Source organism: Parabacteroides sp. (assembly GCF_977054455.1).
This window is the reverse complement of record NZ_CDRTCT010000008.1, coordinates 114,309-137,440: the sequence shown is the minus strand read 5'-3', so window position 1 is coordinate 137,440 and position 23,132 is coordinate 114,309. Positions and strand designations below refer to the sequence as shown.

Annotated in this window: 18 protein-coding genes; 7 read left to right on the top strand and 11 right to left on the bottom strand. The window is 46.8% G+C overall.

Going from position 1 to position 23,132, the window contains the following annotated elements; translation table 11 throughout:
* Positions 1-49: 49 nt before the first annotated feature.
* Genes ACW6QF_RS05730 through ACW6QF_RS05705 form a run of 6 tightly spaced genes read right to left on the bottom strand, consistent with a single transcriptional unit; the run spans position 50 to position 7,518 of the window.
* The gene (locus tag ACW6QF_RS05730) at positions 50-817 is read right to left on the bottom strand and encodes a LytR/AlgR family response regulator transcription factor (RefSeq protein ID WP_456087124.1); all 768 of its coding nucleotides are present in this window, start codon (positions 815-817) and stop codon (positions 50-52) included.
* A 3-nt stretch (positions 818-820) separates the two neighbouring features.
* A complete protein-coding gene (locus tag ACW6QF_RS05725) occupies positions 821-1,885 on the bottom strand; it encodes a sensor histidine kinase (RefSeq protein ID WP_456087123.1) in 1,065 nt (354 codons plus the stop codon).
* A 10-nt stretch (positions 1,886-1,895) separates the two neighbouring features.
* Positions 1,896-2,102: a winged helix-turn-helix domain-containing protein gene (locus ACW6QF_RS05720; protein ID WP_456087122.1), complete on the bottom strand. Its 207-nt coding sequence runs from the start codon at positions 2,100-2,102 to the stop codon at positions 1,896-1,898.
* Between the two features lies 1 nt (position 2,103).
* Positions 2,104-5,166: an efflux RND transporter permease subunit gene (locus tag ACW6QF_RS05715; protein WP_456087121.1), complete on the bottom strand. Its 3,063-nt coding sequence runs from the start codon at positions 5,164-5,166 to the stop codon at positions 2,104-2,106.
* Positions 5,163-6,200: an efflux RND transporter periplasmic adaptor subunit gene (locus tag ACW6QF_RS05710; RefSeq protein ID WP_456087120.1), complete on the bottom strand. Its 1,038-nt coding sequence runs from the start codon at positions 6,198-6,200 to the stop codon at positions 5,163-5,165. Before ACW6QF_RS05710 ends, ACW6QF_RS05715 begins: the two co-directional genes overlap by 4 nt.
* Positions 6,201-6,222: 22 nt before the next feature.
* Positions 6,223-7,518 carry a TolC family protein gene (locus ACW6QF_RS05705; RefSeq protein ID WP_456087119.1) on the bottom strand — a complete coding sequence of 432 codons (1,296 nt, stop codon included), beginning with the start codon at positions 7,516-7,518 and terminating at the stop codon, positions 6,223-6,225.
* Positions 7,519-7,774: 256 nt separating this feature from the next.
* On the opposite strand from ACW6QF_RS05705, the gene ACW6QF_RS05700 reads away from it, so the two are divergent.
* The 6 genes from ACW6QF_RS05700 (at position 7,775) to ACW6QF_RS05675 (ending at position 16,434) form a co-directional block, all read left to right on the top strand.
* Positions 7,775-8,863, top strand: a complete 1,089-nt coding sequence (locus ACW6QF_RS05700) for a GNAT family N-acetyltransferase (RefSeq protein ID WP_456087118.1) — start codon at positions 7,775-7,777, stop codon at positions 8,861-8,863.
* The gene (locus tag ACW6QF_RS05695; protein ID WP_456087117.1) at positions 8,842-9,306 is read left to right on the top strand and encodes a hypothetical protein; all 465 of its coding nucleotides are present in this window, start codon (positions 8,842-8,844) and stop codon (positions 9,304-9,306) included. Before ACW6QF_RS05700 ends, ACW6QF_RS05695 begins: the two co-directional genes overlap by 22 nt.
* A 526-nt stretch (positions 9,307-9,832) precedes the next feature.
* Positions 9,833-11,104 carry a phosphoglycerate kinase gene (locus ACW6QF_RS05690; RefSeq protein WP_298552359.1) on the top strand — a complete coding sequence of 424 codons (1,272 nt, stop codon included), beginning with the start codon at positions 9,833-9,835 and terminating at the stop codon, positions 11,102-11,104.
* 272 nt (positions 11,105-11,376) lie between these two features.
* Positions 11,377-12,858, top strand: coding sequence for a proline--tRNA ligase (gene proS, locus ACW6QF_RS05685; RefSeq protein ID WP_298552357.1), 1,482 nt, complete (start codon positions 11,377-11,379; stop codon positions 12,856-12,858).
* 150 nt (positions 12,859-13,008) lie between these two features.
* Positions 13,009-14,568 carry a DUF4435 domain-containing protein gene (locus ACW6QF_RS05680; protein ID WP_456087116.1) on the top strand — a complete coding sequence of 520 codons (1,560 nt, stop codon included), beginning with the start codon at positions 13,009-13,011 and terminating at the stop codon, positions 14,566-14,568.
* Positions 14,569-14,667: 99 nt separating this feature from the next.
* Positions 14,668-16,434, top strand: a complete 1,767-nt coding sequence (locus ACW6QF_RS05675) for an ArnT family glycosyltransferase (protein WP_456087115.1) — start codon at positions 14,668-14,670, stop codon at positions 16,432-16,434.
* On the opposite strand, the gene ACW6QF_RS05670 is transcribed toward ACW6QF_RS05675, so the two are convergent.
* From ACW6QF_RS05670 to ACW6QF_RS05660, 3 genes are all read right to left on the bottom strand, one after another.
* Entirely contained in the window at positions 16,435-17,775 is a 1,341-nt protein-coding gene (locus ACW6QF_RS05670) for a Gfo/Idh/MocA family oxidoreductase (RefSeq protein ID WP_456087114.1), read from the bottom strand. It abuts the gene before it with no gap.
* 20 nt (positions 17,776-17,795) lie between these two features.
* A complete protein-coding gene (locus ACW6QF_RS05665) occupies positions 17,796-19,175 on the bottom strand; it encodes a 3-keto-disaccharide hydrolase (RefSeq protein WP_456087113.1) in 1,380 nt (459 codons plus the stop codon).
* A gap of 115 nt (positions 19,176-19,290) precedes the next feature.
* On the bottom strand, positions 19,291-20,145 hold the full coding sequence (locus tag ACW6QF_RS05660; protein WP_456087112.1) for a sugar phosphate isomerase/epimerase family protein: 855 nt from the start codon (positions 20,143-20,145) through the stop codon (positions 19,291-19,293).
* Between the two features lie 96 nt (positions 20,146-20,241).
* On the opposite strand from ACW6QF_RS05660, the gene ACW6QF_RS05655 reads away from it, so the two are divergent.
* The gene (locus ACW6QF_RS05655) at positions 20,242-20,886 is read left to right on the top strand and encodes an HAD family hydrolase (protein WP_456087111.1); all 645 of its coding nucleotides are present in this window, start codon (positions 20,242-20,244) and stop codon (positions 20,884-20,886) included.
* A 67-nt stretch (positions 20,887-20,953) separates the two neighbouring features.
* Here ACW6QF_RS05655 and ACW6QF_RS05650 read toward each other — a convergent pair whose 3' ends face one another.
* On the bottom strand, positions 20,954-21,424 hold the full coding sequence (locus ACW6QF_RS05650) for an outer membrane beta-barrel protein (RefSeq protein ID WP_298552342.1): 471 nt from the start codon (positions 21,422-21,424) through the stop codon (positions 20,954-20,956).
* 64 nt (positions 21,425-21,488) lie between these two features.
* Entirely contained in the window at positions 21,489-23,129 is a 1,641-nt protein-coding gene (locus ACW6QF_RS05645; RefSeq protein WP_456087110.1) for a dipeptidase, read from the bottom strand.
* Positions 23,130-23,132: the final 3 nt, after the last annotated feature.

The following is a 23,132-nucleotide window of genomic DNA, read 5'->3' as shown; positions in this document are numbered from 1 at the left end:
TTTATAAAAACGGGCTTTACAACTTATCATTATGATATTCCATTCTTTATTACTCCGTGAACCACTTCTTGAATTCTTGCACCTTGGTTCGACTGACAACGATACGTTCCGGTGCAGGCACGCTAAGATTAATTACAACACGATTGCCAAACCAAGTTGTAATGTCAGTTACAGCGGCCTTGGATACGATAAACTGCCGATTTGCCCGATAGAACATAACGGGGTCAAGTTGCTTCATCAGGTCATCGAGCAAGCCGCCAATACGTCTTTTTGTACCATCATATTGCACAGCTACCGCATTTTTATCTTCCAGATAAAAATAAGCGATATTGCCGACTTTAATAGGTATCAGCCTATCGCCGATAGAGACCAACAGCGACGATTTATAGGAAGTGGATCCTCGGAGTATCGTATCGGCTACCTTTTTGATCAACTCGATGTGCTCCTGCGCCCCATGAACCGCGGTAAAGCGGTTCAATTTGTCCAGTGCCCGTTGTAAGGAACTGCGGCTGACCGGTTTTAGCAGATAGTCAATACTATTTACTTCAAACGCTTTCAAAGCGTATTCATCGTATGCGGTAGTGAATATGATCGGGCAGGTTATTTCCACACTGTCGAATATAGAAAATGAGAGATTATCCGCCAAGTGTATGTCCATAAAAACCAAATCGGGCATCAGGTTATTAGCGAACCATTCAACACTTTCGCTGACAGATTGCAACACCCCGATAACTTCTGCATCAGGCATTAGTTCTTTCAACAGACGGATCAACTTCTGGGCTGTCAGTTGTTCGTCTTCCAGGATGATTACTTTCATGATTTACGTAGTTTTAGAAAATTCAAAAACTAAAGGTAAGGTAACTTTGAAGACCTCATCGGTCTGTTCGATGGTGATGTTTTTCTGCCATTTCAACATATATCGTTCGGACAGGTTTGCCAAACCAATACCCGCACCTGTACTTGGCATGGGTTTGGGTTGATAATTGTTGCTGACTACCAATTCATGGTCATCGGTAGTTTGAATGGTGATATGGAGGGGATGTCGCAAGGAGATGACGTTGTGTTTTACGGTATTTTCCATCAATATCTGTAAACTCAAAGGGACTACCGAGTATTTCTTCAGTGCATCGTCTATCGTCATTTCAATTTGGAGGCTCTCTCCGTAGCGGACTTGCAGCAGACCGAAATAATCATTGATGAAACGCAGTTCTTCATCGAGCGTCACCGTCTCTTTATTTTGTAATATATAGCGATAGACTGACGAAAACCGTTGGATATATTCGTGCGTTCTCTGCCTGTCTTCATCCACCAGCGAATCGAGAATACTCATTGTGTTAAACAAAAAGTGAGGGTCGACCTGATTTTTGAGTGCTTGGTAGCGTATCTGCATGTTCTCCACCTTGAGAGATTCATATTGAAGAGCCAAAATTTGACGTTTTTCAGATAAATAAATGATATATGAAATGGATACGACGATTAGCGCAAGCGATAAATTAGTCAGTAAAATAGCTCCGAATATTCCGGAAAAAGTCGTCCATACATTCTCTGACGTGAATAAGATATTATATATAAATAATTGTATGAGGCTGAATAACAGTACAATCAGAGACACCCCACCCACAATAGAAACGTTTCGTTTTGTTGCTACAACTTCCCTCTTCAATATCTGGAAATCAAAAACAAAAAGCAGAAGTATGAGTATAAAGAAGCTTCCGGCACTGTATAGTAAAGATACATATTTGGGCACGGAACCGATAAAGCCGAACATCTCGCCCCCCATCATCTTGAGATAGAGGGGCGAAAAAAGCGGCAACACAAACATCAGTGTCATCAAGGTTGCAAGACAGCAAGCTGTCTGCCAGTTCATATAGCTCTTTTGCTGCATACTCTTGTTTTTAAAAGTAAAAGTAGCTATTTAGATACAATTTATCATCATCTGATGAGAACAAAATTTTATTTTCACACGCCAACCATCCTATCGCCATACTCAGCTCTTTGTCCGAAAATTGGCTTTTCTCTTTCAATTCCATATAAGTTAGCCCCTGCGTATTGTTCATTAGCTGCAATACTATGCCTGCATGAACTGCAATTTTTTTATTCATCCTATTTATTGTTTTTACGATTTTTTGCCATGTAAAATAAAGAAGGAACCACATACAGTGTCAAGACAGTAGAGGTGATGATACCTCCGATAGTAACCAATGCCATCGGCGTGCGGAAAGCTGCGCCTGCCCCTCCACCGAACTCAAGCGCATTGGGCAATGTGCCTACAGCGATAGCCACGCTGGTCATTATCACCGTTTTCAGTTTGGTTTTTGCAGACTGAACGGTGGCTTGATGTAGCGATTCTCCCCGGTCAAGCAATTGCCGGTTGTAATCGTATATCAAGATACTGTCGTTCACCGCCAACCCCAACAAGGTGATGATGGCAATCAGCGAAAGCATATTCATTGACGTTCCACTGAGGAAGACAAGCACCAGCACTCCAATCATCGCCATCGGCAACGTGGTAAGTAACAGGAACGGATGCCAGAAGTTTTCAAGCAACGAAGCTATCAACATATATAGTAATAGGATAGACAGAATTAATGTAAACGACATTTCACGCAACGACTCGTCCATATCTTCGGCCATACCCGCCCATTTCACAGTCACGGATTTGGGTGGCTGAAGTTCCTTCATCAACCGGGTGATTTTACCCTGCATCTCCATATCCGAAACATTGTCTTTGGGCATGATGCCGAACTCCACTGTGGGGAGCTTGTTGACGTGATAGATTTGTGCCTGGGATATGTCGTAGGATATGTCTGCCAACCGTTCCACCGTGTAATGCTCTCCATTCACCAGAACGGGAATATTCTTAATGCGGGATATATCGCTGATGTCACCTTCGTTATAGCTGATACGAATGTCATACTCCTTTCCTTTCTCTTTGTAGACGCCTACTTTGATGCCGTTTATCGCGCTGTTGATAGCGGTTGCCACATCGAATACGGTCAGATTGAGTCTCGAAACAGTCTCTTGCCGCGGGATGACACGGATAAGACGGTTACCGTTCCGGTTGTTCGCCTCGTAGCCGGAAATTTCTTCCATATCCTGCAATGCCGCCACCACCCTGGCAGCCGTGGCTTTGAGATCTTCCGGGTTTTCCGATTGCAGCATAAAGGAAATCGGCAAACCGCCCTCAATACCGTTGGCAGATACCAATGCTTTGACCGACGGGATGCTGTCGAGTTGCTTCTTCAGCATTTCCGCCAATTGTACATTGCTTCTTTCCCGTCCGGCTGCCGGCGAAAGGTGTGCTATGATTTTTAGCAGATTCGGCCCTTTAGGCATGATACCCTTCTCACCGATTACCGTTTGGATAGCCTCCACTTCGGGATACTGCATGATCAGCTTTTCCAGTTGCTTGGCAGACTCTCCCGAAGTTTGCAACGAGGAGCCTGCTGGAAGTTCCACTTCCAAAAACACTCGGCTCATGTCCTCTTTCGGCATGAAATCGAAGTCGATAAATTTAAACAGACCGAAAGAAGCGATAAAAATGACCATCATAGAGGCAAAGAGTAGGATTCCCCGCCGTTTTTTTGCCAAAAGCTTTTCCAACGAACGTCCGTAACGTTCGGAAAGGCGTTCGAATATACGGTCGAGGAAACGGTTGAACTTTGTGATTTTCAAATCCTTCTTCAACAGAACGCTGGCAAGCATGGGCGTCAAGGTGAACGACACGAGCAACGAGAAGACGGTAGCGACGGAGATGGTCAGCGCATACTCCACAAAATATACCCCGATCATAGAACTCATCATCGCCATTGGCAGGAAAACCACCAGATTGGTACCCGTGGAGGCAATCACTGCCATTGTCACTTCGGACGTTCCTTCTATGGCCGCCTGCTTGATGGGCATTCCTTCCTTTTTCAAACGGATAATATTCTCAATCACCACAATGGAGTTGGATATCAGCGCCCCGATAGAAACAGCAAAACTCATCAGCGTCATCATGTTGAGTGTGGCATTCAGTTGTTTCAAGACAATGAAGCTGGCTATGAGGGATACGGGAATGGATATACTCACGATGATCACCGTGCGATAGTCGCCGATAAAAAGATATAGAATAGCCCCCGTGAGAATGATACCGAGAATAACATTCAGCAAAGCATCGTCTACAGCACTTTCCGTATAAGCCGAGTTATCGTATGGTATGCTGAGCGACACCTCTTCGGGCAACTCCTTTTCGAAATCCGGGAGTTTCTCTTTGATGGCCCTTGCCAATTTCACTTCATTGGCATTCGGTTCCTTGAGTATGTTGAGCGTTACGACATTGCTGTAATACAGGTCATTCTTCAAGTCATGAAAAGTTGATTTGTTCGTTGGGCGTTCGATGCTGTCGCTGACCGTAGCAAACTCCCGGACAGACAACGGATAGCCTTTGTGAGAAATCATCAACTCGCCGATAGCCTGAGGAGAAGATACTTCCTGACCGGTTTCTATGGAAAAATTCATTCCGTCGTAATCGTACGTGCCGCCGGGCAGTTTCGTATTGGCAGCCCGGATGGCTTCTCCGGCCTGAGTGAGGTCCAACCCCAACTCGGCAGCGCGACGCATATCAGCCAGAATCTTTATCTCACGTTTCTCTCCGCCGACAATATTCACTTTGGTGACGCCGTTGATGCGGGTAAAGAGATTCCTCAGTTTATTGTCGGCAAGGTCGTAAAGTTCCTTCCCCGATTTATTGCCGCTCATTACGATGGTCAGTACGGGAACATCGGCAATATTCGTTTTCTGTATCAACGGACGTTCGATGGACTGCGGCATCTCCGCCATAGCCAACTCTACTTTTTCCTTGACTTCGTTCATTGCCTCATTCTCGTTCTTACTCGAACGGAATTCGGCCTGCACGGTCGATACATTTTCCATCGAGTAAGAGATGACCCGTTTCAGGTTACTCAACCCGGAAACCTCTTTCTCTATCTTCTCGGTCACACTCTTTTCCAGCTCTTCGGGAGTGGCTCCGGGAAGAACAGTAGTCACCATGATGGAGGGACTGTTCACCTTCGGCATCATATTGACCCCGATGTTCGTATAAGCCATCACTCCAAAAAACGCCAATGCAATGAAAAGCATTGTAGTTGTGACGGGACGTTCTATCGCAAATTTCGTAATTTTCATAAGTCGGAATTCATTATATTGATGGGCGATTCATCTGATATTTTTTCTATTCCGACGGTAACATACTCGTCTCCCGGTTCAATGTCTCCTTCGATAACAGCCTGCTGTCCCACGATACGGGCGATACGCACAGGAGTGGCCACAGCACGTCCGTGAACACATTTATAAATCATATCCTTTCCTCCTACAGAAGCTACAGCCGTCAATGGCACACGAATGGAGTTCCCGCTCCCTGCCAGTTTCATCCGGACATTGGCAGTCATTCCTCCTACAGCCATATCGTGCCGATTGTTGAATTCCGCCCTGATCCTATAAGCCTTGCGTGCATCATCCATGATGGCGCTTTTCCGTACCACCCTGCCCTGCCATTCGGGAAGTGAACCCAATTCAAGAATTACGCTGTCTCCTTCTTTTATCTGAAACGCCTCTTCCAAAGAGACAAAGAACTCCGCAGCCAGTTCATCCATTTCAGACAGGATAAAAAGCGGTGTGCCAGGCGTCACATGGTCTCCTTGGGTCACGGACACATCCGTTACAGTGCCCGAAAACGGAGCTTTCACCACATATTGTTCCTCCATTATCCGTATTTCTTTGGCTTTATTCTCCACCTCCAGTTCGAGATCATCCACCGTTTGCCGGGCTACGAATCCTTTGGTGAGAAGCGCTTTCTGTTTTACGAGTTTGTTTTGCAAGTCTCTATAAATGGCCTGTTGCTGTTCCACCTGTAATTGGTAATTCTGTGGCGGATAAGCAATAAGCATTTGTCCTTCGGCCACCTTTTGTCCGGGGCGTATCATCACTCTGGTAGCAATGCCGTCGGTCTGCGGCGCAAACTTGAAAGAGCGTGCATATTCCAAATCCGCATGATAGAGTTTATCCTCACTACCATCGCTATACGCCATTCGGTCAGTGCTGACGATTATCGCTTCGTCTTTTGGGCTCTCTACATGAGGCTGTCCAGTATGGTTTCCACCACAGGCTGCCCCTACCACTAAAGAGAATGTCATGCCTGCTATCATTCCTATCTTTTTCATATTCATAGTCTTTTTCTATTTATTATTTCAGCAAGTTTTTAATGTTCACTATTGCAGTTTGATAATCTAAAGTCGCATTGAGCAGTTGTAATTTTGCCTGAATATAGGAAATACGTGTTTCACGAAGTTCAAGATTTGTAATCAATCCAAGACTTAGTTTTTCTTCCGAAGCCTGTATTTCCCTACCTGCCAATTCCACCATCTTCCGGTTGATCGTGATTTGGGTAAGAGCAGCCTTTTTGTCTGTTAATAAATTCTGATAATCTATTTCCAACCGGTTTCCTAAATCCAGATATTCCATCTTGCTTTTTTCATAAGCGATCCGTGATTTACGCACTTTGGATTTGTTGTATCCTCCTGAAAAAATAGGGATGCTCAGGTTGATGGATCCATGACCGACCCCGTTTCGATCTTTGAACCGGAACTTATCGTCATAAGTATCTAAGGTATACCCCAGTTCTAAAGTTATTTTAGGCATAAATGCGGACTTGGATAAAGCGACTTCCTGCTTTGCCATATCCATACGTCTGAGGCTTTGTTCCATTTTTAGCGTGTTGCCGGGGAAGGCTTCGTCGTTGTCACTCACGGGGACAGCTTCGGGAGCCTCGATTTTGCCTGTTATATCAAAAGGTTCTTCTTCCGCTATATTGGCAAGCAGGCGAAGCTTGCGCATCAGGTTTACGACTGTTTTCCGGGCATTCTCAATATCCGGTAATGTCTGCTGATAATAAAGTTCGGACTGCTTCATGGAAAACTCACTGGCAAGTCCGTTTGCGAACATTTCACAGACCTGTTGGTATTGATTTTGTGCCAATGCACTGTCCTCCTCGAAAACGACCAAGGATTCCTTCGCATAGAGCAACTGATAAAAAAGGAGGGTTCCTTGTTTCACCACCTCATTAGTCAGGTCTTCCTGCAACAAGTTTGCGTAGGCATTCGCCAACTTGGCTATCTTCCGATTAGCAAGGGCAGGTGCATTATAAACGGACTGTTCCAGTGTGACCGCTCCATTCAGTGTATTCTTAAAATTCACAGGGAACTTGCCGGGTAGTCCTTCCATCCCTCCCTTTTCGCTATTCACATACATATAACTGGCATTAAAATCACGCCGATAACCGAGATTGGCTCTGATATCGGGCAGATATTCGGAACGAGCCATTTTCACATCTTCTTCACTTTGCCTCGTTTCATTTTGTGCCTTTTTGATACTCACATTCTCCTGCTTCACTCTTTCTAAATATTGTTCAAGAGAATATTCCTGTGCTTCTGCGACAAAAGGGACAAATGCAAATAATAGTAAATTCAAAATTTGTCTCATCAGAAATCCATATTAGTTTATCCTAACGCAAAATTACGGGAAAGGCCGCCGAAAAATAGAGGTGGCAGGATAAGCTGCCATATTTGGCTAATGAGTTGCATATAATCGAAATAAACCGGCATGAAGACCAACAGCCGTCCACAGTGGAGTGATCGGGTTATAAGAATTTTATTGCAAAAACAAACATCACCGAGGGAATGGCAAATAAAAATAAAAACTATCTTTGGCGATTCATAACAATAAATTCAACAGACACATGACGATCTCCGGAACATCGGACACATTCCGAAAAGCAGAAGAGAAAGACCTCGAACGAATCTGGCAAATTATCGGGCAGGCAAAAGCCCAAATGCAACGTCTTGGAAGTCAACAATGGGACGAGAACTATCCGGCTATCGAACATATCCGTCAGGACATACAGGACGGAAACGGATACGTCATTTGCCGGGAAGACCGGGTTGTTGCATACGGAGTCATTTCGTTCGACGGCGAACCTGTTTATCAAAATATAGAAGGCAAATGGCCGAACGACCTGCCATACGTCATCGTCCACCGCCTTGCCATTGCCGATGAGATGAAGCGGCAGGGCATGGCAAAACAGTTTATGTTGCAAGCAGAAGAGGTGAGCCGCAAGAAAGGCGTCTACAATTTCCGTGTGGACACGAAATATGACAATGCCTACATGCTTCGCCTGATCGACACGTTAGGATTCAACTACTGTGGCGAAGTGTATTACCGGAACAACAGTGCAAGGAAAGCTTTCGAAAAAACGATCCGTCCTCACTCCCTTCCGATAGGCATTCCCGATTGTACGATCCGGGAAGCGGCTATGGAAGATGCAACCCTTATTTTCGATGCGATCGATAAAAACCGGGAAGACCTGCGTATCTGGTTGCCTTTTGTCGATAACCTCAAGGGCGTTGCAGACGAAGAGGGATTCCTGCAATCCGTATTGTCCGTTCCTTACGAGCAACGCGATCCGGTCTACGTTTTGGAACAAGGGGAAACGATCTGCGGGCTGGCGGGTTTCCATTTCACCGATGCACCCAACCATCGTACGGAAATAGGTTACTGGCTGCTTCCCGCCTACCGGGGAAAAGGAATCGTCACGAATGCCGTCCGTTATCTCTGCCAATGGGCTGTCCGCGAACGAGACATGAACCGCATCCAAATCCGGTGCGCCGTCGGCAACTTACCGAGCAACGCAATCCCCAAACGTCTGGGATTCACATTTGAAGGCACGGAGCGGGATGGCGAATTGCTGGTATCCGGTGAATATGTAGACATTAATGTATATAGTATATTAAAGAATGAAGTCGAATTATGGAACAGGAAATCCAATTAAACGAGCACAACAAACAGGAATATCCTCCTATGCATACGGCTGAACATATTTTGAACCAGACAATGGTTCGTATGTTCGGTTGTCCCCGTTCAAAGAATGCGCATATAGAACGGAAAAAGAGCAAATGCGACTACGAGTTGCAGGAAGAACCGACCGCCGAAATGATGGAAGAGGTGGAACGCCGGATAAATGAGGTGATCGACCGGCATCTGCCGGTTACAATCGAATTTGTGCCGAAAGCGGAAGCCGGAAAGATCGTCGATCTCAGCAAGTTGCCGGAAGACGCAAGCGAAACGTTGCGCATTGTCCGCATCGGAGACTATGACGCTTGCGCGTGTATCGGAGCGCATGTCGATAACACGGCTGAAATCGGACATTTCAAAATGCTAACATACGATTATGCCAACGGACGGCTGCGCCTGCGTTTCAAACTGACCGAATGACCTTTAGCGTCCTATAGCTCCACAGCCGAACAACTCGCCTTGGGAACACCTTATTCCTGCACCTGACAGGCCGGAAAGGTATTCCCAAGACACCTCGCCGCCCTACTCCGATTTGCGTCAAGAAAATACAATATCCCCTCCCGAAACAAGCATATCGCATAAATACATAAGCCACAACAATATACAAGAAGCCCCTGTTTGTTAAAAAATATTACCCTTGCGGGAAATTCGAATTATATGGGGTACAAAATCGAATTAGACGCGGTAGTAGTTTCGATTTGGACCAATGACTTTTTTAAGAATAAGACAATAAGGGAAACGCCCAAATGGACAAAACCGATTCCGAACAAAGCGCAAAACGGACGACTTCCTCTATTCAAAGCATCCATGCAGAAACTGCAGAGCAGGGATGTTTTTTATTTATGCCGATAATTTATAGAACTTGAAACAACGAAATAGAATATTTTTGTGTAAGTTTGCGTCCGCTAAGCAGGATATTTTAATACAGAACTTAAATATAAGAGTTATGCAATCAATTGACAATTTCAATTTTGCCGGCAAAAAGGCATTTGTAAGAGTTGACTTCAACGTTCCCCTGGACGAAAACTTCAACATCACAGACGACACTCGTATCCGTGCCGCCCTTCCTACTCTGAAAAAGATTTTGGCAGACGGTGGTAGTGTAATCATCGGTTCTCACCTGGGACGTCCGAAAGGCGTTACTGACAAATATTCACTGAAGCACATCCTGAAACACGTTTCCGAACTGTTGGGTGTCGATGTTCAGTTTGCTAACGACTGTATCGGCGAAGAAGCCGGCGCCAAGGCCGCCGCTCTGCAGCCGGGCGAAGCATTGTTGCTTGAAAACCTCCGTTTCTATGCTGAAGAAGAAGGCAAGCCGAGAGGTTTGGCTGAAGATGCTACGGACGAAGAAAAGAAAGCTGCCAAGAAAGCCGTTAAGGAAAGCCAGAAAGAATTTACAAAAAGATTGGCCTCTTATGCCGACTGCTATGTAAATGACGCATTCGGTACGGCTCACCGTGCTCACGCTTCTACGGCATTGATCGCCGATTATTTCGACACCGACCACAAGATGTTCGGCTACCTGATGGAAAAAGAAGTAAAAGCTGTCGAAAAGGTATTGAACGACATCGCTCGTCCGTTTACTGCAATCATGGGCGGTTCCAAGGTCTCTTCGAAGATCGAGATCATCGAAAACCTGTTGAACAAGGTAGACAACTTGATCATCACCGGCGGTATGACTTATACATTCACGAAGGCCATGGGTGGCAAGATCGGCAAATCGATCTGCGAAGACGACAAGTTGGATCTGGCTCTCGACCTGATGAAGAAAGCAAAAGAAAAAGGTGTAAACCTGGTATTGGCCGTTGACGCCAAGATCGCCGACGATTTCAGCAACGACGCCAAGACCGCTTATGCGAACGTAAACGAAATCCCTGACGGATGGGAAGGCCTTGACATCGGTCCGAAGACGATCGCTCTTTATGCCGAAGTGATCAAGAACTCCAAGACGATCCTGTGGAACGGTCCTACGGGCGTATTCGAATTCGAAAACTTCACAGACGGTTCCCGCGCAGTCGGCGAAGCGATCGTTGAAGCAACCAAGAACGGCGCTTTCTCATTAGTAGGTGGCGGCGACTCCGTAGCTTGTGTCAACAAGTTCGGTCTGGCAAGCGGTGTTTCTTACGTTTCTACCGGTGGCGGCGCTCTGCTGGAAGCCATCGAAGGCAAAGTTCTTCCGGGCATCGCAGCTGTTAAGGGCGAAGCTTACAAATAAGAATAATCCTTATCCATAAATAAAAGGCCGCTTCTTTCGGGGAACGGCCTTTTTTGTTCCATACAATTTTATGCTTGTCTGTACGTTCTAAAAAAGAATAAACATCCGGAATTGCTGGAACGATACCAAAAAGAAGCATTTAAGGAACATATGGAAATTGTAGGCAAATATTTGCAAGCGATCAAGCAGCAGGAATAATAAGTACAAATATTTTTGTACCTTTGCGCGTCATAATTGGAATCAATAGAAAAAACATATAGAATTATAAGGAAATGGCAAAAGAGCTGAAAGAACTGACTCCGAGAAGTGTGAACTACTCGCAGTGGTACCAGGATCTGGTAATCAAAGCGGATCTGGCGGAAAACTCCGCCGTACGCGGCTGTATGGTGATCAAGCCTTACGGATATGCGATTTGGGAAAAGATGCAACGTATCCTCGACGATATGTTCAAGGAAACAGGTCACGTAAACGCTTACTTCCCCTTGCTGATCCCGAAATCATTCCTGAGCAAGGAAGCCGAACATGTGGAAGGCTTCGCCAAAGAATGTGCCGTTGTCACGCATTATCGTCTGAAAACAAACCACGACGGTACAGGTGTCGTGGTCGACCCGGCCGCCAAGCTGGAAGAAGAACTGATTATCCGTCCGACATCCGAGACAATTATCTGGAACACCTATCGCAACTGGATCCAGTCTTACCGCGACCTGCCTATTCTTTGTAACCAGTGGGCAAACGTGATGCGTTGGGAAATGCGTACCCGCCTCTTCCTCCGTACCGCAGAATTCCTGTGGCAGGAAGGACATACCGCCCACGCGACACGCGAAGAAGCCGAAATCGAAGCAAAGAAGATGCAGGAAGTATATGCCGACTTTGCCGAAAACTATATGGCGATGCCGGTCATCAAAGGTGTCAAGTCGGCAAGCGAACGTTTCGCCGGTGCATTGGACACCTATACGATCGAAGCGATGATGCAGGACGGAAAAGCGCTGCAAGCCGGTACTTCCCACTTCTTGGGACAGAACTTCGGCAAGGCATTCGACGTTACCTTTATCGACAAGAACGGAAAGAGCGACTACGCCTGGGCCACTTCATGGGGGGTTTCAACCCGCCTGATCGGCGCCCTGATCATGTCCCATTCCGACGACAACGGTCTGGTATTGCCTCCTCACCTCGCTCCTATCCAGGTGGTCATCATCCCGATCTACCGCAGCGAAGAGCAGTTGGCGCAGATCAGCGAAAAGGTAAACGGCATCGTTGCCAAGCTGAAAGCGTTGGGCATCTCCGTCAAGTTCGACGATGCCGACAACAAGAAGCCGGGATGGAAGTTCGCCGAATACGAACTGAAAGGCGTTCCCGTACGTCTGGCCATGGGCGGACGCGACCTGGAGAACAATACGATCGAAGTGATGCGTCGCGATACGCTGGAAAAAGAAACCGTGACTTGCGACAACATCGAAACATACGTTCAGAACCTGCTGGAAGAAATCCAGAAGAACATCTTCCGGAAAGCGCTCGACCACCGCACGGAAAAGACGATTACAGTCGACACCTACGAAGAGTTTAAGGAAAAGATCGAAGAAGGCTACTTCATCATGGCTCACTGGGACGGAACACCCGAAACGGAAGAACTGGTGAAGAACGAAACGAAAGCCACGATCCGCTGTATTCCGCTGGACGGCGACAAGACTCCGGGCAAGTGCATGGTGACGGGCCAACCTTCCGCACAGCGCGTATTGTTCGCACGAGCTTACTAAACCGTCCGTACATACGGAAGAAAATAAAGTTCCATAGGCATGAAACTCTTGTTCCGTGCCTATGGAACTTTTGTTTCATGCCTACGAAACTTTTGTTTCCCGCCTATGAAATTTTTATTTACCTTTGGGGAAACTAATTGGAGACCTGTTATGGATTTAATTCTTCCTACCAATCAAAATACTTCAGCCCCCGTTGCCCTCGACACGAAAGTGCTGGTCGTAATCGGGGCTAACGGAGCCGGTAAAAGCTCCTTCGGCAGAAACTTGCACCAACGCTACGCCGGGCAAAGCGTATGGATATCCGGAATGCATTCCCTCTTCCTTAGCAGCGAAGAGAACAAGGCTCCGGCGGACGGCAACGAACTGGCCAGGCTCCAGTCCATGATTGCGGAACGGCTTTTCCTGCCGCGCATGTCTGAATATGAAAAGCTGATCCTGCACCTGCAAACCGAAGAATTCGAAGCTGCCGTCCAGTATAAGGAAGAAAGCAAGCTGACACCCGACCTATTGCCGCCGGTCACCAAGATAGACCGCATCCAGACGATTTGGGAGAAGATGTTCCCGCATAACCGCCTCGTACGCAAATCGGGCTTTATTGAACTGGCCTCCACCAGCATCGACGGAGACTCTTATACGGCCGGCCGGATGAGCGACGGCGAAAAGCTGGTGTTCTATCTGATAGGCGCCGTGCTCTGTGCTCCCGACAATGCGTTGTTAATCATTGAAGAGCCGGAAGTCCTGCTCCACGACTCCATCAAAAATCCTTTGTGGGACGAGATAGAAGCCATGCGTCCGGATTGCACATACGTGTATCTGACGCACGACATCGACTTCGCCGCCTCCCGCGACAACAGCAAGCGCCTCTGGATACGTTCTTACAATGGGGACGCCCGGATATGGGACTACGAACTGATCGAAAACAACGACAGCTTCCCGGAAGAGGTCTATATGGAGATCTTAGGCAGCCGCAAACCGATCCTGTTCATCGAAGGGACCGACTCCAACAGCATAGACAGCCGCCTCTACCCGCTTATCTTCCCCGACTACAAGGTAAAACCGATGGGAGGTTGCCAGAAAGTAATCGAAACGACAAAGGCTTTCGCCCAGCTGAAAGATTTCCATACGCTGGATTCCAAAGGGATCGTCGACCGTGACCGTCGCACGGAAGGAGAAATCGCTTACCTGCGCGAACAACATATCTATGTTCCCAACGTTGCCGAAGTCGAAAACCTGCTGATGCTGGAACCGGTTATCAAGACCGTTGCCGGCCGGCTGATGAAAGATCCCGAGCAGGTCTTCAACCAGGTCAAAGAAAACGTGATCAGACTTTTCCTGAAGGACCTCGAAAGCCAGGTTCTGCTTCATGCCCGCCACCGCGTACAGAAGAAGTTGGAAACGGCTCTGAACCGGAAGATGAGTACGGTGGACGAACTGACCGAACATGTGGAAAGCATCCGCGACACCGTACATGTAGACGAAATATATGCGGGAATCAAGGAGAAATTCATTCAGTTTGCCGAAACCGGAGATTACAAAAACATCCTTCGCGTCTACAATCAGAAAGGGATGTTGCCTCAGTCCCAGCTCTGCAAATATTGCGGCATCAGCAATAAGGAGAGTTATTTAAACCTCATCCTCTCCATTCTGAAAGAGAATAAAGAAGATGCGGATATCATCCGGCTTTCCATCAAAGAATGTTTAGGAACATAAAAAAGTTTCCCGAAATGAACAAAAAGTCCGTAAAAAGTCGTTCTTTTGTAGTTTAGAAAATATATTCAATGGGGCGGAAGCTCCTTACCGATTTAAACTATGCGCACACCTACTCTTCAATATCTTTATCTGCAAAAGCCGGTAACGATGGTTATCGTCATTTGCATAATCTCTGTCCTTCCCTGGATCGGAGTGGGAGATTTTTCGACTAAAGGAGAACCCCGCGAAGCGGCGGTTGCCGTTTCCATGCTCGAAACCGGCAACTGGGTCTTGCCACAGGTCTATGCGAACGAATTTGCTTATAAGCCGCCGTTGGCACATTGGCTGATGGCAGTCGCCTCCTTGCCGCAGGGGTATGTCTCCGAGTTCACTTCCCGCCTGCCGTCTGCGCTGGCCTTTATCACATTGATCGGCTTCACGCTGGTTTTCTTTGGCAAACGGTTGCGGTTCCAGCAGGCGTTCATCGCCACGCTATTGCTCATCACCTGTATCGAGATACACCGGGCAGCCATGACCACGCGTGTGGATATGCTGCTGACGACCTTTATGGTGATCGGGCTTTACCAGCTATACCGATGGGAAGACAAGCTGGAACTGAAAGGGGTTCCGATCGCCGTTCCCGCCTTATTGGGATGTGCCGTACTGACGAAAGGGCCTGTGGGGATTATCCTGCCGCTGTTTGTCTTCGGCGTCTATCTGCTGATGCTTCGTAAATACTCTTATTTAGAGATATTCAAAGCGCTTCTTTATGCCGGCATTTCTTCTATGTTCCTGCCCTTGTTGTGGTATGTTGCTGCCTGGAAACAGGGAGGCGATGCATTTCTGAATGTGGTGCTGGCAGAGAATTTCGGACGTTTCTTCCATCTCAGCACGCCTGACATCCATTACAATTTAGGGCACGAAAACGGAGTCTGGTACAACTTCATGACATTGGCTGCGGGATTTGTACCCTGGACGATCTTCTTCTTTTTCTCTTTATTCGGATTAAAACTGCACAAGCCGGAAAAGTCGGCGAAAGAGATACTGGCCGGTATCTGGAATAGGATCCAGTCGATGGAAAAAGAAAAACTGTTCAGTTTGGTTGCATTGGTTTGTATCATTTTCTTCTATTCGATACCTTCCAGTAAACGAAGTGTCTATCTGATGCCGGCCTATCCGTTTATCGCTATTTTCCTGGCTCAATATACTTTATATATTACGGAATACCGGACGAAAGTAACCCGCGTATTCGCCGCTTTCATGGCTTCCGTCACAGCCGTTGTCATGATCGCCGTAGGCCTGACAATGGCCGGAGCAATCGATCCTGTCAAGATCGCAATCCAGTACACAAGCCGCCAATCGACACTGGAAACGGTCGAGTTGGTGTCGAATATGTTCGCGTATCCCTGCGGGCTGACAATTTGTATCCTGATAGTCCTTTTGGCTATTCTGGCGACTGTCTATTATCAGATGTTCAAGAAGATCAACATTAAGATCCTGTATGCGACGATAGCATTGGCCTTTGCCATTAACTTGCTGATCGACGGAGTTGTCATGCGCGGCATACGCCAGGGAAGTTCCGCCCGTCCTTTTGCCGAGCAGGTCCAGAAAGAATATCCGTTGGATGATATGAATATGTATGTGATGAATGATCTGAAGACATACGCCAATCTTTACGGGCTGAACTTCTATTTAGGTAACAAGTTCCATAACTTCGGGCAGGAACAGCCGGTAAGCGGCTTTATATTCTGCACGGTGAAAGACTTGGAAACGATCCAAAAAAATTATGGAGATAAGTACACATTCAGTCTACTTACCTCCACAAAGAATGTTATCGCTGACGTACGTCAAAGAATCGTACTGTGCAGCTTTTTACAGAACGAATAATCAATATTTAAAGACTTTGCCGCCGGCAAGCACTTCCTGCCTTGCTTCATCGAATGTCGCTTTTTCCCCTGTACGAAGGGAAGCAGTACACATGATGTTGGCAATGGAATGATTATAACCGGCATCTACCGGAGCATTCGGTTGCTTGCGGCTCTTCACGCATTCCATCCAGTTACGCATGTGCAGGTTTGTCATCGGATCGGCTCCTGTATTGGAACCCGTTTCCACCTTGATAGAAGGCAATTCGAATTCTTCCAACAGGTTCGGTTGCATGCCCATTTCATCAGCGAAACGTTTGGTCAATCCACCTTCCGATGTCACTTTATTCGTATCCAGATTCAACGTACCGCCATTGGAGAAGTACAATTCTTTTGTTCCGCCTGCCGAGTTATGCATACGGGAGGAATAGACCACTTGGAAATTCTCACCGGCTTTCCCATAATCGAACACAGCCGTCATCGTGTCATAACTGCGGCGTCCGTCATTCCATTGATAGATTCCGCCATTGGCAGCTACACTATTCGGGTGGTTACAACCGGTAAACCAGTGCACCGTATCGATCTGATGTGACATCCACTGACCGGGAATGCCGGAAGAATACGGCCAGAACAGGCGATATTCCAAATATTTACGCGGGTCCCATTCTTCGTACGGACGATTCAGCAGGAAACGCTTCCAGTCAGTATCCTTCTCAAAACATTGTGCAACCAAAGCCGGACGGCGCCAGCGTCCGGGCTGGTTAACGTTCCAGCACATTTCCACCATCGTGATCTTACCGAACTTACCGGAACGGATAAAGTCGTTAGCAGCATGATAATTGGGCGCCGAACGGCGTTGGGAACCAATCTGCACGATCTTTCCACTTTCCAACACAGCTTTGCGGGCGGCACGGGCATCCTCCATCGTTTCAGCAAAAGGTTTCTCTACATAAGCATCGCATCCGGCTTGAACCGCTTCGATGCAGTGCAAGGCGTGCTGGAAGTCGGAAGTGGCAACGATCACGGCATCGCACATTTTTGCGTCATACAGTTCTTCGTTGTTACGGAAGGCTTTCACTTTCTTTCCATATTTCTCCTGGAAGAAAGCAACGCCTTCTTCTCTGCGCCGTTTCCAGATGTCGGAAATAGCGACGATTTCAAATCCCAACTCGTCGGCACAAGCCATAAAAGCAGGAATCAGAGAATGGCGGGCACGGTCTGAAAAGCCGACGATACCCACACGAATCTTCTCGTTTGCGCCCATTATGTTAGCGTAACTCTCTGTGCTGAACCCCAGTCCGCCAATAGTCAGACCGGCTGCGCCTAAGGCGCTGTGTTTAAGGAAATTTCTACGTGTTGTCATGGTTCCTATTTTTTAGTAAACTATTTGAGTTCTCTAATCTTGATATTCCGGAAAGAAACTTCGTCCCAGTGATCCTGCAAAAGGATATGACCTTTATCGGCAGTACCGAAACCACCGAATTCATTATATTCTTTCTTAGCAAACTTGCTGCCCTTCACGACTTCCAGGAATGCATCCGATGCCCAATCATACTCAAGGGTCTTAAAGCCGTTCATCCAATGTTCGACATGTTTGTTTGGGAATACTTTGATAACTCCCTTGTTCCACTGTCCGACACCATTGAAGCGTTTGTTTTTCGCAGGGATAATATCGTACAAGCTGGAAACCGTACGGCTACCGGGATAAGTCGTGTACAGTTTGGCATCCGGATGCAGCTTGTCATCCAACACCTGGTATTCCGGACCGATCACAAAACCTTTATTCTTCTCGCTTTCCTGGATTAAATATTTCATACCGCTATTTGCACCTTCCGTCAATTTGAACTCAAAGCTCAGTTCAAATGCACCAAACTCATCGACAGTCAGGATATCGCCGCCTCTTTTACCTTCCGGACCGCCATTCTTCATAACAGTCAGTTCGCCATTTTCGATCTTCCATCCGTTTTCCGGGAATGTTTCCTGTCCGGCACCACGCCATCCGTTAGAAGTCCTGCCATCGAACAACAGTTTCCAACCGGCCGCTTTTTCCGTTTCTGTCAGCGTGTTCGGAATACAGTTCACTTCCGGTGCCAGTTGGCCCTGCATACGCTCGGCTTCCAGATTTTCCGTCTTAATACGGATATTACGCCACCAAATTTCCTTGCCCTCTTTAGACATATCTTTACCGATTCCATGAACCTGGAAAGCGATAAAGCCCTTCGGAGTCATGTCGTCTACCAAATTGGCTGTATTCACACCGTTCAACCAGATACGAATGCTGTTACCGATAGCTTCAATCCGATACTTATTCCAGTCATCTCTTTTGTAAGCAGCGCGACCGGCATCATTATCCGTCAAAGGAACCAGCCAGCCACGGCGTGCTTCATCATAAACACCACCGCTCCAGGCACGGTCGGACGGGTCTATTTCACACTGATAACCGTGTACACGCCCATTCTGATAATCCGGCAAACTCTCGCTACGGAACTGCACTCCGGAGTTTAAGCTCGGATCGCACTTCACTTCAAATTCCAGAATGAAATCGCCATAATCCAACTCTGTTGCCATAAAACTATTCGGTTGGCCAGAGACGGATTTACCGACCAAACAACCGTCTTCCACACGGTAAGGGGCTTCTCCGTTCAACTGCTTGAAGCCGGTAAGGTCCTTACCATTAAACAACTTCTGCCATCCGTCGTTAGGTTGGCAGGCACCACACAGCAAAGTCAGAGACAAAGCTGCTAATTTCAAATACGCTTTCATTTGCTTTTTCTGATACTATATTAGTTAGACAATCAATTTCCTTTCGTTAAAAAACATGTGTACGTGCACAAAGATATAAGTTTTTACACTTCCACAACATTAAATCTCAAAAAAGTCAATAAGATTTATGAATTTGTTCTTTAATTACAGCAACCGAAGCCGCCAATTGATTATCCATGTTCTCCCATTTACATTCAATAGAGAGCGCCCCGGCGTACCCGGCATCGTGCAAAGCCTTAAAAAACGGCGTAAAGTCATCTCCTTTCACTCCCGGAGCCGACCGGATCTCCTTTTCCGCGATATGGCAATGCTTCAGCCATTTACCGGCATCGATAAGCGCCCCGGCATCTTCATTTTCACGCAGCATGTGGAAGAAGTCCGCCAATACGCCCAAATTAGGATGATTGACCGCTTCGGCTATTTCCGTTCCTTCGCGTACCGTATTGATAAAATTGGTTTCCGAACTTTGTAAAGGCTCGATCACGATACAGACATCATGGCCGGCCGCATACTCGGCAAGTTTCCGGCATAAGGCAGCAAATTGCCCGACAGCCTCTTCCCTGCTGAAACCGTCAGGAATATTGCGGGCACTTCCACTTCCCAGCACCAGAACCTTAACCCCGGCTTCCTGCGCACGCCTGATCGCAATCTTTCCATATTCCATAATCTTATCCAGGCAAACATCCGGTCCGGTCAGCCGGAGATCTCCGGGGAAAAAACTGTTTCCAGAATATAGCGGCAATACGGCATCTCTTGCCTCCTTCAAATTCGCGGCAAAAACACTGTCCGGTTTATCCGGCACCAAAAAAGAACGGATGCCGATCTCCACATACGAACAACCGGCTTGTTTCAATAAAGAAGCTTTATTCACAGAGGTACAAACTCCAATACGGTCTGCCAATGACTGTGCCTGTGAGAAGGGTACAAAACAAAATAAAGCAACAACGAGGATAACAAATCGTGTCTTCATGGTCTAACGATTTTTGTGATTTTACGCAAATGTAACTAATTATACTCCAATAAGAAGTATATTTGCATTCAAATTATTATAAATGAATGGATTTTTATGAAACAACAGTTTATGAAGACTGCCTTTTTTGATTTCGACGGTGTGGTTGTAGACACAGAACCTATTTACGATATTTACTGGAACGAAGCGGGAGAACGCTACCAGACAGGAATTCCCAATTTCGCATCCCATATCAAAGGGACGACATTACCTTATATATTGGAGAAGTATTTTTCCGACCGATCTGAAGAATTTAAGGAAATGGTAACCCGCGAATCAATGGAATTCGAACAGCAGATGCCTTTTCCACCGGTTCCGGGTGCGATGGAGTTTATCCATCTTCTGAAAAGCAAAGATGTAAAAGTCGGTTTGGTCACCAGCTCCGACGATGCCAAGCTAAAACGGGCCTTCCGCCTTTTGAAACTCGACAATCTGTTCGATACGGTCGTGAGCGCCGACCGGATCACAAAAGGGAAACCTGATCCGATGTGTTATTTGCTTGCCGCCTCCGACCTGCATGTATCACCTTCCGACAGTCTGGTTTTTGAAGATTCTTTTGCCGGAATACAGGCCGGGACCAATGCAGGTATGCGGGTTATCGGACTTAGCACGACCAATTCCGAAGAGTCTTTAAAAGACAAGGTCTATCAGGTCATACCCGATTTCCAAAACATTACGTTCGAAGAATACGAACAGTGGTAGAACGAACATAAAAATAAAAAGGGGATGTGCCGCCACTCCCCTTCTTATTGTACAAAAATCCGGTTACTTAAAAATTATATCCGACACGGACAGCCAACGCTGCGGCATCCAAATCTTTTATAATATTATACTTGGCTTCCAAGCCGACAGAAACCCGATCTGTCGCATACACTTCACCTCCCAAGCCGATATTGGCTCCAAAACGAGTTGCATCCCAAGGACCTGCTTTCCAAAACGAAAGGCTTAAGCCTGCCAACGGATAAAAACCGAACATCTCACTCAATTTAAATACATAATGAGCATTCATATCGATTGCCCATGCACTTAACCCATCATTCTTTACTAAATGAGTAATAGACGGGGTCAAACGAAACGCATCCGTTACACAATAACGATAATCGATGCCTAAAGTAGCATTGCCGACATCATTAAAGTTGTAACCTAAGTTGAAACCGAATGAAGATTGACCCTGCTGTGTCTGTGCATACGCACCTATACTAAACAGCGTCAACATCAACATAACAATTAATTTTTTCATACTTTTCTTATTTAGTTCAACAATATCTATCGCCAAATATAGTATTTTTTCCTATAAAGGCATATTATTTTACTTTTAATTTATCACCTGCGCTCTTTACAATACTACGGTAATAGTCTTCATCGTAGCCGGGGAAATCCGGATATTCGGATAATCCGTAACCATTCTGTTTGAATTGACCGTTTTCTTCCTTCTTCACATTACCGTCCATATATTTGACTAACAGGTATTCTCCCAATTTTTTCCAACGGGCCGTTGCCTGGTCGGCAGTCGTAGAACTGAACCAAGTGAGGAACCTGACCGCTTCCGCCGGATCCTTGGCATACAATTCCATTGCCGCCTTATCGATAGCCGGAACTGTCTGTTGATAACCGTTCTCCAACTCCTGCTGAACCGGACGGATATCCTGAATCATATAGCTATATTTGCCATACGCCATATTAGCCACCCAGTTATGGATCCAGAAAGCGGATGTCCAGGAGAAATTCATCATATCACCGTTTCCGACGCGATAACATTCGGGAGAAGCTGTCACCGAACAATAGACAGGCGTAAAGACAGCCATATCCGCATCATCCACACCGAACCAAAGAATACCACCGACAGCATCCGGCAACCAGTTACGCATCTGCGGAACAATCACAAAACCGGTCTGTTGCGTAGCAATCGCACGCTCGTTCGTATATTCCTGGCCGTCCACTTCGAAAGTCATCGGACGCCAACGATACGGAACCTTGTAAGGACCGGCACCGGCATCCTTCGTCATATCCAGATCCGTACCTTCAAAATGGTCGCGCATGCCATTCTGCACATCCTGAACAGACAGCAAACGATCAGGCTTGACATACAAAGGCATCGGCTTCTTCGTCACATCGCCCTTGATCAGGTCTGCATATTGATCCATCGATTTATCGTATTTGCGGAAGAAAGACCATACACGAGCTTCACAACCACGCAAGGAACCGAAATCATACGGACAATAGGCTTTCTGGAAGCTGAAATCCTTATCCTTCCCACTGAAATAACCTTTTTCACGGGCAAAAGAGACAACATCCGGTGAATAGATGCAGTTCTCCTTATCATCAAACGGGATCTGCTGGATACGGGATTGGTTGGCATGAGCCGAAATACAATCGTCCGGAATACGGATAGCTACCCAGACAGCCCCTTTATTGCCAGGGCCTTTACCGATCATTTCCATCACCCAGGCTTCGTTCTTATCGGCAATAGAGAATGTTTCCCCACTGCTATAGTAGCCGTAATCCTTAACCAGCCCGGTCATGACCTGGATAGCCTCCCGCGCCGTCTTGGAACGTTGCAAAGCGACATAAATCAGACTGCCATAGTCCATGATGCCAGTCGTGTCGACCAACTCGGAACGGCCCCCGAAAGTGCTTTCCGTAATCGCAACCTGATGTTCATTCATGTTACCGACTACAGAATAGGTCTGTTCCACCTGCGGGATCTGTCCCAGCGGTTTATGGGTATCCCACTCGATGATATCCAGCATTGCCCCTTTCGGCCAGGTAGCTGCCGGCCAGCGATACAGTTCCCCATATAACGTATGTGAATCCGCCGCATAACTGATCATAACGGAACCGTCGACCGAGGCTTTCTTTCCTACCAGCAGTCCTGTGCATGCAAGAGCTTCCATTCCGGAAAGCATTACGGCACAGACTGCCATCAAAATCCATGTTTTTCTCATATA